Annotated in this window: 16 protein-coding genes; 1 reads left to right on the top strand and 15 read right to left on the bottom strand. The window is 56.0% G+C overall.

The window, feature by feature from the left end:
* The first annotated feature begins 29 nt into the window (after positions 1-29).
* Positions 30-809: a lipotoxin F family OmpA-related lipoprotein LptF gene (lptF, locus tag ACZRJQ_RS17865; RefSeq protein ID WP_463979657.1), complete on the top strand. Its 780-nt coding sequence runs from the start codon at positions 30-32 to the stop codon at positions 807-809.
* Positions 810-884: 75 nt separating this feature from the next.
* Here the strand turns inward: lptF and ACZRJQ_RS17870 are convergent, their stop codons facing one another.
* The 15 genes from ACZRJQ_RS17870 to ACZRJQ_RS17940 all read right to left on the bottom strand — a co-directional run bounded on the left by ACZRJQ_RS17870 (position 885) and on the right by ACZRJQ_RS17940 (position 17,366).
* The gene (locus ACZRJQ_RS17870) at positions 885-1,211 is read right to left on the bottom strand and encodes a hypothetical protein (RefSeq protein WP_463979658.1); all 327 of its coding nucleotides are present in this window, start codon (positions 1,209-1,211) and stop codon (positions 885-887) included.
* A 2-nt stretch (positions 1,212-1,213) separates the two neighbouring features.
* Complete coding sequence (locus ACZRJQ_RS17875) at positions 1,214-2,119, bottom strand: alpha/beta hydrolase (RefSeq protein WP_463979659.1); 906 nt, start codon at positions 2,117-2,119, stop codon at positions 1,214-1,216.
* Between the two features lie 120 nt (positions 2,120-2,239).
* A complete protein-coding gene (locus ACZRJQ_RS17880; protein WP_463979660.1) occupies positions 2,240-3,517 on the bottom strand; it encodes a flavohemoglobin expression-modulating QEGLA motif protein in 1,278 nt (425 codons plus the stop codon).
* A gap of 24 nt (positions 3,518-3,541) precedes the next feature.
* Positions 3,542-4,090, bottom strand: a complete 549-nt coding sequence (locus ACZRJQ_RS17885) for a hypothetical protein (RefSeq protein ID WP_463979661.1) — start codon at positions 4,088-4,090, stop codon at positions 3,542-3,544.
* 12 nt (positions 4,091-4,102) lie between these two features.
* On the bottom strand, positions 4,103-4,819 hold the full coding sequence (locus tag ACZRJQ_RS17890) for a TetR/AcrR family transcriptional regulator (protein ID WP_463979662.1): 717 nt from the start codon (positions 4,817-4,819) through the stop codon (positions 4,103-4,105).
* 146 nt (positions 4,820-4,965) lie between these two features.
* Positions 4,966-6,468, bottom strand: a complete 1,503-nt coding sequence (gene lysS, locus ACZRJQ_RS17895) for a lysine--tRNA ligase (RefSeq protein WP_463979663.1) — start codon at positions 6,466-6,468, stop codon at positions 4,966-4,968.
* Between the two features lie 124 nt (positions 6,469-6,592).
* Positions 6,593-7,688, bottom strand: a protein-coding gene (gene prfB / locus ACZRJQ_RS17900; RefSeq protein WP_463979664.1) for a peptide chain release factor 2 whose coding sequence is annotated in 2 segments (ribosomal slippage) — positions 6,593-7,615 and positions 7,617-7,688 — 1,095 coding nt in all. Because the reading frame shifts where the segments join, the coding sequence is not laid out codon by codon here.
* Between the two features lie 271 nt (positions 7,689-7,959).
* On the bottom strand, positions 7,960-8,961 hold the full coding sequence (locus ACZRJQ_RS17905; protein ID WP_463979665.1) for a diguanylate cyclase: 1,002 nt from the start codon (positions 8,959-8,961) through the stop codon (positions 7,960-7,962).
* Positions 8,962-9,013: 52 nt separating this feature from the next.
* The gene (gene cheB, locus ACZRJQ_RS17910) at positions 9,014-10,024 is read right to left on the bottom strand and encodes a chemotaxis-specific protein-glutamate methyltransferase CheB (RefSeq protein ID WP_463979666.1); all 1,011 of its coding nucleotides are present in this window, start codon (positions 10,022-10,024) and stop codon (positions 9,014-9,016) included.
* Complete coding sequence (locus ACZRJQ_RS17915; RefSeq protein ID WP_463979667.1) at positions 10,021-12,333, bottom strand: response regulator; 2,313 nt, start codon at positions 12,331-12,333, stop codon at positions 10,021-10,023. The genes cheB and ACZRJQ_RS17915 overlap by 4 nt, the downstream gene beginning before the upstream one ends.
* The gene (locus ACZRJQ_RS17920) at positions 12,330-13,013 is read right to left on the bottom strand and encodes a chemotaxis protein CheW (protein ID WP_463979668.1); all 684 of its coding nucleotides are present in this window, start codon (positions 13,011-13,013) and stop codon (positions 12,330-12,332) included. The genes ACZRJQ_RS17915 and ACZRJQ_RS17920 overlap by 4 nt, the downstream gene beginning before the upstream one ends.
* Positions 13,010-14,290 carry a CheR family methyltransferase gene (locus ACZRJQ_RS17925; RefSeq protein WP_463979669.1) on the bottom strand — a complete coding sequence of 427 codons (1,281 nt, stop codon included), beginning with the start codon at positions 14,288-14,290 and terminating at the stop codon, positions 13,010-13,012. Before ACZRJQ_RS17925 ends, ACZRJQ_RS17920 begins: the two co-directional genes overlap by 4 nt.
* The gene (locus ACZRJQ_RS17930) at positions 14,287-14,820 is read right to left on the bottom strand and encodes a chemotaxis protein CheW (protein ID WP_463979670.1); all 534 of its coding nucleotides are present in this window, start codon (positions 14,818-14,820) and stop codon (positions 14,287-14,289) included. Before ACZRJQ_RS17930 ends, ACZRJQ_RS17925 begins: the two co-directional genes overlap by 4 nt.
* Positions 14,820-16,442 (bottom strand): methyl-accepting chemotaxis protein, encoded by a 1,623-nt coding sequence (locus ACZRJQ_RS17935; RefSeq protein WP_463979671.1) that lies wholly within the window; start codon positions 16,440-16,442, stop codon positions 14,820-14,822. Before ACZRJQ_RS17935 ends, ACZRJQ_RS17930 begins: the two co-directional genes overlap by 1 nt.
* 204 nt (positions 16,443-16,646) lie before the next feature.
* The gene (locus tag ACZRJQ_RS17940; protein WP_463979672.1) at positions 16,647-17,366 is read right to left on the bottom strand and encodes a tellurite resistance TerB family protein; all 720 of its coding nucleotides are present in this window, start codon (positions 17,364-17,366) and stop codon (positions 16,647-16,649) included.
* Positions 17,367-17,378 lie beyond the last annotated feature (12 nt).

The raw sequence follows: 17,378 nt of genomic DNA on the forward strand, positions 1-17,378 counted from the left end.
TTCCTAATCGATACAAAGGACTAAATATTATGCGCAATACAGTACTGATCCCTGCCCTGCTGGCCCTGAGCGTTGGCCTGGCTGCTTGCTCAAGCCAGCCGAACGTTAACCTGGAAAACGCCAAGACCAATTTCTCGGCGCTGCAAACCAACCCTGAAGCGACCAAGGTTGCTGCGCTGGAAACCAAGGACGCCAGCGAATGGCTGGACAAGGCTCAAAAGGCCTACTTGGATAAAGAAGACGAGTCCAAGGTTGATCAGTTGGCTTACCTGACCAACCAACGTGTTGAAGTGGCCAAGCAAACCATCGCGCTGCGCACCGCTGAAGCGCAACTGAAAAACTCGGCCGCTGCCCGTGCCCAGGCACTGTTGGACGCCCGTGATGCTCAGATCAAGCAACTGCAAGGCATGAACGCCAAGCAAACCGAACGCGGCACCTTGGTGACCTTCGGTGACGTGCTGTTCCAGTTCGGCAAATCTGATTTGCAGCCTAACGGCATGCGCAACATCAATACCTTGGCTGAGTACCTGATCCAAAACCCGGATCGCAAGGTGATTGTTGAGGGTTACACCGACAGCGTAGGTTCGGCAGCTTTCAACCAGACATTGTCTGAGCGTCGTGCTAACGCCGTGCGTACCGCACTGGTTCGTAAAGGCGTCGACCCAACCCGCATCGTGGCTCAGGGTTATGGCAAGGAATACCCGGTTGCCAGCAACGCTACCGATTCGGGCCGTGCTCAGAACCGTCGCGTTGAAGTGACCATCTCCAACGACAACCAGCCAGTAGCGCCGCGTTCGTCGATGCAGTAAGTCTGTAAGCGTTAAACCAAAAGCCCCGCCTGAGTGATCAGGCGGGGCTTTTTGTTGACGCAGGCGCGGGCGTATTTACTGTTGCAGCTTCGGTGTTTCTTCGCCCAGGCAGCGCACGGCTTGTTTCTTGTTGTTGACCAGCACGCCTGTCAGGCCTTTTTGCTCGGTGTCGAACAACACGATGATGCCATCAATGCACTTGGCCACTTGGTTGGCCGGGGTTAGCGAGACTTTGTAGTCCTCGCCGGGGATGGTCTTGAGCATGGTGTAGTCGCTGAGCAACAACGCATCTTCAGGCTTGGCAAAATGCAGGTAACCGTAGTACCACAGGGCACCGACTGTGCCGATGATGGTGCAAATACCGGTAATGATCAGGGGGATGGCGTTTCGTTCTTCACTCATTGTTAGCTCTCTGGTTCTACGTCTGTATTCGGTGAGGCGGGGTAATTCGGGATTTCGCCCAAGCGCCGCACGCCATTGAAGTGTTGTGGGTCATCCAGGTAGCGCAGCATCACCTGACGCCATGTCGGGTCGGCAAACGTCTGCACATGACCACCACGTGTGAGTTGCAGCACCTTGGGCGGAGGCGCAGCTTGATACAGTCGGATGCCATTGGAAAGCGGCACGATCGTATCGTCCAGACTATGGAACACCAACATGGGCACGCCTTTGAGTTTGGGTATGGCGTAAACAGCGCTGTCGGCGTCCGGCACCCACCATGACAAGGGCACCTGCAACGGCCACGTTAGCCATGATGTGCTCAACGCATACTGCGCGAGTGATTGATAACTGGCAGGAACACCATCAAGCACCACAGCTTTGAGCCGGGCACGTTGCGCGGGCTGTTCACTTAAGTAATGGATGGCCATCGCTCCACCCAAACTTTGCCCCAGCACAATCAATGGCTGGCCTTGGGCGCTGGGCTCATGTTCCAACCAGTCAAACGCAGCGTCGATGTCCTGATACACCGCTGGCAAACTGGGCGAACCTTCTGACAAGCCGTAACCGCGGTAGTCGATCATCAGTACCTGATAACCCTGCTCTGGTAACCACACAGTAGCGCCCAAGTGGTACGCCAGATTGCCCCCGTTGCCATGCAAGTGCAGCACCGTGCCCTTAAGAGGCACGCCTTTTTTGACGGGCAACCACCAGCCATGCAAACGCGTGCCGTCTGCCGCCGTCAGCGTGACATCGCGATAATCCAGACCTGCCACTTTGGGGGTGATCGGCTGGCCGGGCTCGGGATAAAACAGCAGTGAGCTGCATCCGCTGAGTATTAGCAGCAGGCAGAGTGCAGCCAGGGTTTTCATAAAATTAGCCACCCTATGGAGTCGCTGCCAAAGGCTGCGAGGGGTTGGTGTTTTTTCAAGGCAACGGCTTGCTTCGCCCCCCTTCGCAGCCTTCGGCAGCGACTATAGGGTTTGCGGGGGCTATAAGATGTTCGAGTAATCCGCTTCGATCCGATCAAGGCTCAGGTGGTTAAGGAAGTTGGAGAAGCACATCCAGGCCGCCAGCGCGTTCATGTCGCGAAATTGCTCGGGCAGGTATTTGGGGGCAACCACCAAACCTTCATCTACCAACTGGCGCAGGGTACGCATGTCTTCCAATGTGGTTTTGCCACAGAACAACAGCGGCACTTGTTCCAGCTTGCCTTTACGCACGGCCAACTGAATGTAGTTGTAAACCATGATGAAGCCCTTGAGGTAGGACAAGTCTTTGGTAAATGGCAGCCCATTAGGCACCGAACCGCGGAAGACTCGGCTCGCGTTGCCATAGCTTTCGGGCATTTCAAAGCCTTGCTCGCGGAAGAACTCGTAGACCTGCATAAAGTCAGCACCCTCCTCCACCATGTGAATGGCGCGTGTGCGGTTGGTCAATTTACGCAGTCGGCTGGGGTACGAGGCAAAGGTGATGATTTCCATCAAAATCGCCAGCCCCTCTTGAGTGACCGTCGATGACGGCGGGCCTTTTGCCAGGAAGGTGCAGATCGGCTGATTTAAGCCATTGAGCGTGGTGCCCACGTGTACAAGCCCTTCGTGAACCTCCAACGCACGAACGTCGCGCTGGTTGAACATCGCATCGGTGCGAATCTTGATGTAATCGGCACCTGCTGCCGCGTCAGCAACGATGCCATCAGACTCAAACACACGAATGGTTTCTTCGGCCTCACCGAACACCTTGTTCAAACGGCTTTGCAGCAGGCTCACCGCGTCTTTGGCAGTCAGCGTCTTGGCTTCATCCTTGAGGGCGCCACGGTCGTCGATGTTGTCCAAATAGTCAGACATCATCAGCCCCAGATCGGCCAGCGTCGGATCACCGGCATGAAACGCATCCGAGGCAGCCCCGTACAACTCCTGAGAAATCAGCCCGAAATCTTCAGTGCCACGGGCCTCCAGCATGCGCACCACCATTCGGTACTCTTTGCACATACGCCGCATGATTTGCCCGACGGGGTTGAACTGCCCCAGTTGGCGGGTGATATCGCGCTCAATGTTCTGAAACTCAAGCTTTACTGCGCCAGAGTCGAAAGACAGTGGCCGCCCCAAGTAGTAATCGCGACTGACAGCGGGCATTTCCTTGCCCTTGGCCTTGAGAAACCCTTGGCGAATGCTGTCGTCCCACTTCACCGCATCCAACACGCGGATCGGCGTTTGCGCCAGCACGATGCGGTCTGACAGTGTGCGTATCGTGCGCTGGTAATCGTCCACCCGGTGCTCCTTTAAAGAGGTGTATTACTTGGAGACAGGTTGATAACGGGCCACTTCGACGAACACATCGGAGTTGGCCGGGTCGTCGAGGTATTCGAAGACTTTAGCTGAAGGGCTGTTGATCTGAACGCCCGTTCCTTCTGCGGTTTCGACAGTTTCACCGCTTAAGGCCGCTTGGCCTATGGCCTGGCGGATTTGTTCAAGATCAAGGTCGTAGATGACTAACTCGCCGTTGTCGGCCAATTCAAAACCGTTGAGCGTGTAGTTGCCTCCCAACTTGGGAGCAATTGCAGCCGACGCATACCAGCGACTGCCATGGCGGGCGACGATAAAGGTGTAGCGTTGTTTAGCTTTGGGCTCACCCTTGGGGTACACCTCGGCCTGATAACGGGACTTGTCGATGGCGCGGATATTCAAATGACGCGCCTGCCCCCAAGCATCTTTGCTGGTCCACTTACCCAGCAGCTCTTTAGGGGCTGTCTGCGCAACAAGCGGCGCTTGGGTGAAGGTGACGAGACAACCGTTCAACATTAAAAACGACAATGCCATCAGCATTACGCGCCAACCTTTCATACCTGCATCCTTCTATAGAGCCGCCAAGACCAAGTGCATATAACGCGTGAGCATAGCCAACCGATCTTCTTCAGCTGCTGGCTGCACGCCACTGAGCAGTGCCTGATATTCCATCTGACCGATAATCGCCGTCAACACTTTGGCATCTTGTAACGGCTGCTTAGACCCTAGCACCTGAAAGATCTGGCAGGTGCCCTGCAATAAAATTTGCTCATGAGCCCTGACCAATAGCGCCAGCCTTGGGTTCAGCAGTGCAGCTTGGAGGAAAGCCTGCTCTGCCATCAGATGGTCACGTCGAGCCCGTATTTGATGCTCAACGTAATGCGCGGCCATTTTCGCGATCTCATCGGCTAAATACTCCCGAGACTGCAAACTGCCATCACCATAGGCAACCAGCTCACGCAGTTTACCTTCTGTGTTAAGCCACAATTGCGCCATAAAGGCCGCGCTGCGCTCCACGTACTGGGCGAACGTATCGTTTAGCAGGTCATCGATGTCTTTAAAGTAATAGGTCGTCGCCGACAACGGCACACCCGCCTCTGCTGCAACGGCTCGGTGACGAACCCCGCGCACACCTTCGCGCACCACCACTCGCATCGCAGCATCGAGAATTAATTGTCGACGCTGCTCACTGCCATGACGACTGGCCTTACGGCCTTGGTATTGCACGCTTTCGGCCACCGCCGTAGCGACATGCGCTGCACCTTCCTGAGCCTTGGCAATGTTCACGAGAGTCTCCTTTGGTTGAAGGTAAACGGGGCTCGTTCTTGTAGTCGCTGGCGAAGGCTGCGATTGAGTTCGAAAGACCAAGAATATGCTCACGTTCGCCAGACAATAAAAAGCCGCCTCAGTCGGCGGCTTTTTACTCAGCAACTTTACGCTTGTGGGCGCATGTGCGGGAACAGAATCACGTCACGAATCGACGGCGAGTTGGTCAACAACATCACCAGACGGTCAATGCCGATGCCTTCGCCAGCGGTCGGCGGCATGCCGTACTCCAGCGCACGAACGAAGTCAGCGTCGTAGTGCATGGCTTCGTCGTCACCCGCGTCTTTGTCTGCCACCTGAGCCATGAAGCGCTCGGCCTGATCTTCTGCGTCATTCAACTCAGAGTAGGCGTTAGCGATTTCACGGCCACCGATGAACAGTTCAAAGCGGTCGGTCACGTTAGGGTTTTCGTCGTTACGACGGGCCAGTGGCGACACTTCAAATGGGTACTGAGTGATGAAGTGAGGCTGTTCCAGCTTGTGCTCAACCAGCTCTTCGAAAATCATCACCTGCAACTTGCCCAGACCCTCAAAGCCCAGCACCTTGGCGCCAGCTTTCTTGGCAATGGCACGAGCCTTGTCGATGTCTTGCAGGTCATCGGCTGTCAGTTCAGGGTTGTACTTGAGGATCGAGTCGAACACCGACAGGCGCACGAACGGTTCGCCAAAGTGGAACACCTTGTCGCCATACGGAACGTCAGTGCTGCCGAGCACAAGCTGAGCCAGTTCACGGAACAGCTCCTCGGTCAGGTCCATGTTGTCTTCGTAGTCGGCGTAAGCCTGGTAGAACTCCAACATAGTGAATTCTGGGTTGTGACGCGTGGACACACCTTCGTTACGGAAGTTACGGTTGATCTCAAACACTTTCTCGAAACCACCCACCACCAGGCGCTTGAGGTACAGCTCAGGCGCGATACGCAGGAACATTTCCATGTCCAGCGCGTTGTGATGAGTCTCAAAAGGTTTGGCTGCCGCGCCGCCTGGAATGGTTTGCAGCATTGGCGTTTCAACTTCAAGGAAATCGCGAGCCATCAGGAAGTTACGGATGTGGGCAATCACTTGCGAACGCACACGGAAGGTGTGGCGCACGTCTTCGTTAACGATCAGGTCAACGTAACGCTGGCGATAGCGCTGCTCGGTGTCGGTCAGACCGTGGTGCTTGTCTGGCAATGGACGAAGAGATTTGGTCAGCAAACGCACGTTGGTCATTTCAACGTACAGGTCGCCCTTACCGGAGCGCGCCAGAGTACCTTCGGCAGCGATGATATCGCCCAGGTCCCAGGTTTTGACCGCGGCCAGAGTTTCTTCCGGCAGGGTTTTGCGGTTGACGTAGACCTGAATGCGACCAGTCATGTCCTGAATCACCATGAACGAGCCACGGTTAAGCATGATGCGACCAGCAACTTTGACCGGGATGGCAGCTTCAGCGAGCTCTTCCTTGGTCTTGTCGGCGTACTTCTTCTGCAAGTCATCGCAGTAGCTGTCGCGACGGAAGTCATTCGGGAAGGCATTACCCTTGGCGCGCTCGGCTGCAAGTTTTTCTTTGCGCAGGGCGATCAGAGTGTTTTCTTCCTGTTGCAGGTCTTGCGGGTCGAGTTGTTGGTCGCTCATGTCTTTAAAAATTCCATCACAGGTTCGTTGCCCCCGCCTTGCGGCAGGGGGAAGCGGGCTTTGGCGCGCCGTTGAGGCATCGCGTCAGCTGCGCACTGGCTTCGCACACGTTTGGTTGCGCGACTTACAGCCCTTGTTTGAGGCTGGCTATCAGGTATTCGTCGATATCGCCGTCGAGCACTTTGTCGCAATCGCTGCGCTCGATGTTGGTACGCAAATCCTTGATACGCGAGGCGTCGAGTACGTACGAGCGGATCTGGTGGCCCCAGCCAATGTCAGACTTGGTGTCTTCCAGGGCCTGAGAAGCCGCATTACGCTTCTGTATTTCCTGCTCGTAAAGACGCGCCCGCAACATTTTCATCGCAGTGTCTTTGTTCGCATGCTGAGAACGTTCGTTCTGGCAGCTCACCACCGTGTTGGACGGGACGTGAGTAATACGCACGGCCGAGTCAGTGGTGTTTACGTGTTGACCACCCGCACCGGAGGAACGATAGGTGTCGATCCGCAGGTCTGAAGGGTTAATGTCGATTTCGATGTTGTCGTCGATCTCTGGCGATACGAAAACAGCCGAGAACGAGGTATGACGACGGTTGCCCGAGTCGTAGGGGCTTTTACGTACCAGACGATGGACGCCAATCTCAGTGCGCAACCAACCAAACGCGTATTCGCCTTTGATGTGAACGGTGGCACCTTTGATCCCGGCAACTTCACCGGCAGACAGCTCCATGATGGTGGCATCGAAGCCGCGCTTGTCGGCCCAGCGCAAATACATCCGCAACAGGATATTGGCCCAGTCTTGCGCTTCGGTACCGCCAGAGCCTGCCTGAATGTCCAGGTAAGCGTTATTGGCGTCCATCTCACCGCTAAACATGCGGCGGAATTCGAGTTTTTCAAGGGCTTCGCGCAGACGTTCCACTTCAGCAGCAACGTCATCAACAGCGGCCTGATCTTCTTCCTCTGCGGCCATCAACAGCAGGTCTTTGGCGTCGGCCAGACCTGTGTGCATCTCATCGAGGGTTTCTACGATCTGCGCCAGCAGGGAGCGCTCGCGCCCCAACTCTTGGGCGTACGAAGGGTTGTTCCAGACACTCGGATCTTCAAGCTCGCGATTGACTTCGGTCAGACGCTCATGCTTTTGATCGTAGTCAAAGATACCCCCGAATGGTTTCGGAGCGCTCTGACAGGTCCTTGATGCTATTAAGGATTGGGTTAATTTCCATGGCTGGCGGCACTCGTAGGCGATTTTTACAAAGCCGGGGAGTATACCGTAAACAGCTCATATCAGCAGCCCGTCTGGCGGGGTTATAAGCAGGATATCCAGCGAAAATTCGTAGCTGTTATTGAGGGCTGTATCAGGCGATATCACCGACTCAAAATCGGCGATTTCAGCCCTTAATAAGCGCAGTCGCTAGCACGCCCAATGCTGGGGGCTTGCGAAAAGACGCCCTCACCAGAACACCGTGACGCATCAAAGGGATACACAGACAAAAACTACTCGATCCCCACCTGATTACGCCCATTCTTCTTGGCCAGGTACAGCCCTTTGTCCGCCGCCGAGATCAGTTGGCGGCAGTTACCGCTGTGTTGCGGGGTCAAGGTGGCCAGGCCGATGCTGATGGTCAGGCTTGAACCCTCGCTCGGTGAGATGTGGGGTATTTTCAGCGCTTCGACTGCTTGACGCAGTTTTTCGGCCACCAACCGCGCCCCGCCTTGAGAGGTGTTGGGCAAGACGATAGCGAACTCTTCACCGCCGTAGCGGGCAGGCAAGTCAGACGGTCGGCTGCTGGCGTCTCGAATCGCGCTGGCCACTTTTCGCAGGGCTTCATCGCCATCCAAATGGCCAAAGCTGTCGTTGAACGACTTGAAGTAGTCGACATCAATCATCAGCAGCGACAGCTGGTTTTGATCGCGCAACGCTCGGCGCCACTCCAGTTCAAGGTATTCATCAAAGTGGCGACGATTGGACAGCCCGGTCAGGCCGTCAGAGTTCATTAGCCGTTGCAGTACCAGGTTGGTGTCGAGCAATTGTTGCTGGCTAACGCGCAGCGCACGGTAAGCCGCATCACGCTGTAACAAGGTCATGTAGGAGCGCGAGTGATAGCGAATACGCGCCACCAGTTCGATGTTATCCGGCAATTTGACTAAGTAATCGTTGGCCCCCGCCGCAAAGGCCGCGCTTTTGATCAGCGGGTCTTCTTTGGTGGACAGCACGATGATTGGAATATTCTGCGTCGCCGGGTGATTACGGTACTCACGTACCAACGTCAGACCGTCGAGCCCCGGCATGACGAGGTCTTGCAGGATGACCGTCGGCTTGATCCGTATCGCTTGTGCAATCGCCTCATGGGGGTCGGCACAAAAGTGAAAGTCGATATTTTGCTCAAGCGCCAGCCCGCGGCGCACGGCTTCACCAATCATCGCCTGATCGTCAACCAGTAACACCATCGCGGCGTTTTCGTCGGTTTTCACATCGTCCATCTGCAAGTCATTCATGCGCGTTCACCTGAATTACTACCTTCAAGCCAGTCCTGCCGGTTTTTGTCAGTCATTTGGCAAATATCTCCAGCAAGCGTGGCGCAATCGTGTTCAAGGGTCGAATTTCTACAGCGGCGTCAATGGCCGCTGCTGCTTTGGGCATACCATAGACCGAGCTGCTCTGCTGGTCTTGGGCGATGGTCAAGAAGCCTTGCTGGCGCATGAGCTTAAGGCCTTGCGCCCCATCGCGGCCCATGCCCGTCAGCAACACCCCAACGGCATCGCCATCCCAATACCGGGCAACACTCTCGAAAAAAACATCAATCGAGGGTCGATAAATTTCATTCACAGGCTCTGCCGTATAGGTCAGCGTGCCGTTTTTCAAGAGCCGGATGTGATGGTTGGTGCCCGCCAGCAAGACTGTGCCCGGTTGGGGAGCCTCCCCGTCTCGGGCCAAGCGCACCTTCAGCCCGCAAGAGCTGCTCAACCACTCTGCCATCCCGGCTGCAAACACCTGATCAACATGCTGAACCAGCACAATGGCGGTCTCAAATCCGCTCGGCAACCCCTTGAGTAGCAGTTCGAGCGCGGCCGGGCCTCCCGCAGAGGAACCAATAGCAACCAACCCCCGGCGCTTGCCTGGCTCTCGAGGCAAGGCTGTTACAGCTTGTACGCGCTTGTCTGTCTGGCCCATTAACCAGCCAATATTGAGGATTTTACGCAGCAGCGGAGCCGCGGCCTCTTTGGCGTTACCCGCGCCCAACGCGGGGGTGTCGACCACATCCAGCGCACCAAAACCCATAGCTTCAAAAACACGGTGAACGTTCTGCTCGCGATCGACCGTCACAATCACAATAGCGCATGGGCTCTGAGCCATGATTTGGCGCGTGGCTTCTACGCCGTCCATCACGGGCATGATCAGATCCATCAGGATCAGGTCAGGCGTGTGGTCTGCACATTGGCGAACCGCCTCTTCGCCATTGCTGGCGACCCATATCACTTGATGCGCAGGTTCGAACGCCAAGGCTCGTCGCAAAGCCTCAACCGCCATTGGCATGTCGTTGACGATGGCAATCTTCATGTTTGCGCTCCTCCAATGAGCTCCACCACTGCATCAAGCAGCGCATCGTCATGGAAACTGGCTTTAGCTAGATAGTAGTCGGCACCAGCGTCCAAACCACGCCGGCGGTCTTCTTCACGATCTTTATAAGAAACAACCATCACGGGCATTGATTGCAAGCGGTTGTCACGGCGCAATAACGTGACCAATTCGATGCCATCCATACGCGGCATATCAATGTCTGTAATGAGCAGGTCAAAGTGCTCTGCACGCAAGGCGTTCCAACCATCCATGCCATCAACGGCCACCGCCACGTCATAACCACGATTGATCAGCAGTTTGCGTTGCAGCTCGCGCACGGTCAGTGAGTCATCCACCACCAAAATGCGTTTGCGTGCGACCTCGGCAGTGTGTCGATTACGTCGATCAATACGCTCCAAACGCCCGGTGTTGAGCAGTTTATCGACTGATCGCAACATATCTTCAACATCGACAATCAATACCGGCCGGCCATCGTCCAGCAACGCGCCCGCTGAAATATCCTGCACCTTGCCCAAACGTGGGTCGAGGGGCAATACCACCAAAGTGCGCTCACCGACAAAACGCTCAACCGCCACGCCGTACACAGCGTCGCGCTCACGAATAACCACCACTTTGAGGGTTTCATCGTCGTTCTGACTGGGCGGACGATGTAGCAGCTGGCTGGCCGCCACCAATCCCACATGGCGCCCTTCGTGCCAAAAATGCTGCCGCCCTTCAAGCTGTACGATTTCGTCGGGTTGCAGGTCGCGCATGCGCTCGATATGCGCCAACGGGAACGCGTAAGCCTCGTCGCCCACCTCAACCACCAGGCTGCGCACCACAGACAAGGTCAACGGCACTTCCAAGTGGAAGCGACTGCCCAACCCTTTGGTCTGCTCCAGGACGATGGCGCCGCGTAACAAGCGCACCATGTGTTGCACAGCGTCCAGCCCGACACCCCGGCCAGAGACTTCGGTTACGGTGTCTCGCAGGCTAAAACCCGGCAAAAACAGGAATGTCAGCAGCTCTTCTTCGCTCAACTGCGCTGCTGTTGACGCAGTAGACAGCTGCCGCTCAACGATGGTCTTGCGCAAGCGCTCAAGGTCAACCCCTGCGCCATCGTCACTCAGCTCAACCACTAACAAACCGGCTTGATGCGAGGCGCGCAAGCAGATCAACCCTTCTGCGGGTTTACCGGCCAACAGGCGTTGTTCAGGGCTTTCGATGCCGTGATCGACAGCGTTGCGCAACAAATGGGTCAATGGCGCTTCAAGTTTTTCAAGCACATCGCGATCAACCTGGGTTTTTTCGCCCTCGATCTCCAAACGGATCGACTTACCGAGCGTGCGCCCCAAATCGCGAACCATCCGCTCTTGCCCAACCAGCACATCGGCAAACGGGCGCATACGGCAAGCCAGCGCTGTGTCGTAAAGCAATTGGGCGCGCTGGCTGGCCTGCCAACCGAACTCATCCAGTTCGGCGGTCTGCTCGCTAAGCAAGTGCTGCGACTCAGCCATCACCCGCCTCGCTTCAGCCAACGCCTCTTCGGCTTCTGGGGTCAGGCCTGTCACTTTGAGCTGATCGCTGAGGCTGTCCAACGCACGCAGGCTGTTGCTCTGCATCCGCTTTAAACGTTGCAGGGCCACCAAGTAGGGTTTAAGTCGCTGGGTTTCGACCAACGATTTACTCGACAGATCCAGCAAACTGTTTAGCCGCTCTGCTGTGACCCGAAGCACCCGCTCTGCGCCTTCGTTCAGGCGTTGCGGGCGACGTGCAGGTTCTGCGGCCATCTCTGGTTCAGTCGCGATTACAGGTTCGGGGGCGAGCTCAGAAACGGGTGGCGCTGAGTGGGCTTCATTGAGCAAGAGTTGGGACATATCGAACGCAGGTGGAGCCACCCGTGAAACGGACGGCGCCGAAGGGTCAAGCAGCCGATTCATTTGCGCGACATAGGCGTCAATGTCTGCCGGGCCGACGTTGGCGCTGCCGGGAGTGGCGATACGCATCAACAAGTCAGTGCCTTGCAACAAGGCGTCAATGTGCTCGGGTTGCAGGTACAAATGCCCTTCTTGAGCGCTGACCAAACAGTCCTCCATGACGTGGGCCACGCTGACTCCGGCATCCACACCAACAATCCGCGCCGCGCCTTTGAGTGAGTGGGCTGCACGCATGCAGGCTTCCAACTGATCGGCCTGAGTGGGATTGCGCTCCAGCGCCAGCAAACCCGCATTCAATACTTGGGTTTGAGCATCGGCTTCCAGGCTGAACAACTCAAGCAGCGACGCATCGCGCATTTGCTCGGGGGTCATGTGAGGCTCCGGGTGATTGCGCTCAACAGTTGCTCTTCATCCAGCCAGCGCAGGCTGCGTGTCTTCCACTGCAATACGCCGCGGGTGTACTTGGCGCTCGCCTGCTCACCCGACAGCGATGCGTTGTTCAGCACCCGCTCCTCAATGGCGTGAATGCCATCCACCTCATCCACTGGCAGCACCACAGGCCCGCCCGGCGCTGCCACGATCAACATGCGCGGCATGATGCGCGCCGACGTGGTTGTGGTCACGCTCGGATCAAGCCCTAATAACTCCACCAGCGACAAACACGGCACAAGCGCGCCACGCACATTGGCAACGCCCAGCAAGGCTCGCGAACGCTGGTGAGGCAAAGAATGTATCGATTGCAGCGGGGCAACTTCATCCAGACAGCGCGTGACCAACGCCAGCCATTCGCCCCCTAAACGGAAGACGGTAAGTGAGCGTGAGGCGACTTTTCGCTCAACTTCTTGCGGCGTACTGCCCTCAAGCGGTTCATGCTCAAACGAATAGCGATCCAGCAAGCGCGTTGCGGCAGCGGCATACACTGTGCAATTACGGCAATGGATGTGCTCATCAAGCAATGGGCAGGTTTTATCACCATAGATCCCGATGCGGTTCCAACAGTCATCAATGGCTTCTGCTTCGCGGTGGATCAAGCTTTGGGCGGAACGGTTCATTGTTTACGCTCACTCTTAACAGAACGCTCGCTGCGAACAGCACGCGCCTGCAAACGCTGGGCGCCTGCAACATCACCCTGAGATGCCAATAAGGCCGCTAAATGCACCAATGCCTCCGAGTGCTGAGGTTCAAGATACAAAGCCTTGCGATAAAACCCTTGAGCCTGCGCCGTTTGGCCCTCGACATCACTGAGCAAACCCAACCAGTAAAACACTTGCGCCTGCGGGCCATGGCGCTGCAATGACTGCTCGCAGACCGCACGGGCTTCGCTGCTTTTACCTTCGTTGGCCAGCGCTGCAATTTTTTGCAGCAACAACCCTGGCTCATCCGTTTGCGGGGACGATCGCTCAACTACCGGCACCGGAACCCGGGACGCAAAAGGGCGACTGGCAGGTTTTTCTACACGTCGGTCGGGGCGTGTCACGGGCTTGAACTCAGGCCACACAGGCGTGACAACAGGGCTAATAACAGGTTGCGGATCGGCACTGTGGCAAAACGCAAACGACTGCGGCACGCCAATCGAACGCATCCCCAAACGGCCCAACAAACTGCCCTCGGCCGGGCCGATAAATAACGCGCCGTCTACGCGGGTTAGACGCTTTAGCGCATCCAGCGCTTGCTGCTGGGTCTTAAGATCGAAGTAGATCAACAGATTGCGGCAAAACACGAAGTCATAAGGCACCCGGCTGTTGACAAGCGTTGGGGCGAGTACGTTGCCCACCTCAAAGGTGACCTGCTCGCGCACCCGTGCATCCAGCTGGTAGCCGTCATCTTCCAAGGTGAAGTAACGCTCGCGAAAATCGAGTTGTTGTCCGCGAAATGAGTTTTTGCCGTACAGCGCTTGCTGAGCACGCTGTACCGAAAGCGGACTGATATCCAGCGCATCGACACTAAATTGATGGGCTGTACAGCCGGCATCAAACAAGGCCATCGCAATCGAGTAAGGCTCTTCGCCGGTTGAACACGGCAGGCTCAATATCCGCAACGCTCGACGGTTATTCAGCTCAGCCAAACGCTCTCGGGCCAACCGTCCAAGGGTCGCAAACGATTCGGGGTAACGAAAAAACCACGTTTCGGGCACGATCACGGACTCAATCAGCGCCTGCTGCTCATCTTTAGAGCTGTTCAAGTGCTGCCAGTACAGATCGTTATTCGCCACGTTCAATACAGAACAGCGCTGGCGCACTGCCCGTTCGATGATCGCCGGGCCGACAGAGGCCACATCAAGACCGATACGTTGCTTCAAAAAATCAAAAAACCGTTGGTCGGCACTCATACAGAGGCCTGCGCGCACGCATCATCTGCCAGCTCAGGAAACAACAGCGCACAAACCTGTGGGCTCAGTAAGTCGTCGACACGAACCCATTGGATCAAGCCGAGTTCATCCTGTCGCACGGGCCCCAAGTAAGGCGCATCGCGGTTATCCAGGCCATAGGGCTGGAAATCTTGCGGGTTGCAACGCAGGGTATTGCTGGCTTGCTCCAGAATCAGCCCCAACAATTTAGGCGACTGGCTGGTTTGGGGTCGGTAGCTCACCAACACCAAACGCGTGCTGGTACGCGCCACGGCCGGTTCACCAAAGGTCAAGGCACTCACGTCGATGACCGGCACCATCTGACCACGGTGCGCAAACACCCCAGCGACCCAGTCTGGTGCATGGGCTATGGGCTTTAAGGCCAGACGCGGCAAGACTTCGACCACATCAGTGGCCTGCAAGGCATAGCGCTCATGGCCGATATGGAACACCAAAAACAGACTGTTTTTGGCTGCCATACCGGCCTCGCGCTTGACTGGAGGCAAGCTCATCAGACTTTAAAACGCGAAACGCCACTGCGCAGTCCAACCGCGACCTGGCTGAGTTCGTCGATAGCGAAACTGGCCTGACGCAAGGACTCGACGGTCTGGCTGCTGGCATCCCCCAGTTGCACCAACGCATGGTTGATTTGCTCAGCGCCAGTGGCCTGGGCCTGCATGCCTTCATTGACCATCAACACGCGAGGCGCCAATGCTTGTACCTGATGAATAATTTGTGACAGCTGCTCGCCTACGTCCTGTACCTCAGACATCCCGCGGCGTACTTCTTCAGAGAACTTGTCCATGCCCATCACGCCAGCCGACACAGCCGACTGTATCTCGCGCACCATCTGTTCAATGTCGTAGGTGGCCACGGCGGTCTGGTCAGCCAAACGCCGAACTTCAGTGGCAACCACCGCAAAGCCGCGGCCATATTCACCGGCCTTTTCAGCTTCGATGGCCGCGTTGAGCGACAGCAGGTTGGTTTGGTCAGCCACTTTAACAATGGTCACCACCACCTGATTAATGTTGCCGGCCTTCTCATTGAGAATGGCCAACTTGGCGTTTACCAGATCTGCTGCGCCCATCACTTGGTGCATGGTTTCTTCCATGCGCGCCAAGCCTTGCTGACCAGAGCCTGCCAAAATCGAGGCTTGATCGGCAGCTGACGTCACTTCGGTCATGGTGCGTACCAGATCACGCGAGGTTGCCGCAATTTCGCGAGAAGTGGCGCCAATTTCGGTAGTGGTCGCGGCTGTTTCGGTAGCGGTCGCTTGCTGCTGCTTGGAGGTCGCTGCGATTTCGGTCACCGAAGTTGTGACTTGCACCGAGGAGCGCTGGGCCTGAGACACCAGCGCCGTCAGCTCGGTCATCATGTCGTTAAAGCCGGTTTCTACCGCGCCAAATTCATCTTTGCGCTCCAGGTTCAATCGGCTGCTCAAGTCACCCGAACGCATGATCTCGAGAATCGACACAATGCGTTGCATCGGCGACATGATGGCGCGCATCAACAAAAAGCCACACAAGCCAGCAGCGATAACAGCAATCAGTAGCGAAATAAGCATGCTGGCCTTAGCGGCCAATACAGAATCCGAGATGTGAATGCTGGCTTGAATTGCAGCGTTTTGATTGTCCTGAATCACTTTATTCAGTTGCTGACGGCCGGCATTCCAGTCAGCAGTGAGCTGGTCGCCTAACAAACGCCGCGCCTCAACGATGTCGTTTTTTTCGAACAGCCCAATCACCGAACTTAATGATTGTTCGTATTTTTTACGCAGTACCAAAAACTCTTCATAGAGCGACTCGTCATCGCTCTCATGGATGGTGGAACGATAACCCGCCAGTTCTTTTTCCAGCCGCTCATCAAAGGACTTATAGAGTGCGACTTCTTCTTTGGTCAGTGGCCGACCTGAAGGTTCGTTCATTAAGTGCAGGGTTTCGACGTAGCTGTCGACCCAGGCACTGCGAATCATGGAACTGTGAAAAAGCCCGGGGATAGAGTCGGTTCGAACCTGATCTTGACTGCTTTCGATCGAAACCAGACGCGAGTATGACGCGACAACCATCAACGACATGATGGCAATGATTACCGCAAAGCTCGCCAAAATGCGTTGGCGCAACGTCCAGTTCTTCACAGTCAATCCTCGGGGGTAATCAAATGCTGGGGAGTATAGCCGAGGGTACGCCATGATTCGCACTGTCGTTGAGAGCAATCTCACAGCTACAGGTTAAAAATCCTACATACAAATGAACCCATATCTGCTTTGAACATTTTTTCGAACCGGAAGAACTTCTGTTGTTCGCGCCACACTCCGTGCCGAAGTTGTGGCGCGCCTCAATTAAACCGCCGCCTGTTTAACTTGAGCTTCTAACTCGGTTTTTAGCCCGGGCTCCAGTTTTAACTGCTTGGCCAACTCGTCCAGATAAGCACGTTCCATGAAGTGCTCGGCATCCACCATGATCAAACTGGCGATGTACATTTCAGCGGCTATTTCTGGCGTGCTGGCCGCTCTGGCAACTTCGACAGGGTCCAGCGGTTTGTTCAGTTCAGTTTGCAGCCATTGTTGCAAGGCGGGGTCATTATTGAGTTTGCTGAACTCACCTTCGATCAACTGACGTTCACGCTCATCCACATGACCGTCTGCCTTAGCAGCAGCGACCAGCGCTTTGAGAATAGCCTGACTGTGCTGCTCAACTTGCAGCGCCGGGATACGGTCAATGGTTTGAGGTTCTGTTTGCGGCGCGGTGCCCTGATTGGCCTGCCAATTGCCATAGGCTTTGTAAGCCAGCACGCCCAAGGCTGCCAAACCGCCGTAGGTCAGTGCTTTGCCCCCCATCTTTCGAGCGCTCTTGTTGCCCATGAGCAACCCCATCGCTCCGGCGGCCAAAGCGCCACCTCCGGCCCCCGAAAGCAAACTGCCCAAACCACCAGCGCCGCCGAGCAAACCACCCAAGGCGCCCTTGTCGGCAGTGGAAGCACTGTTTGGAGAGCCGGTTTTATTCTGCAACATTTGCTGGCCGGACTTGAGTAACTGATCGAGTAATCCACGCGTATTCATACACAGCCTCTA

Source organism: Pseudomonas sp. E315 (genome assembly GCF_055406205.1).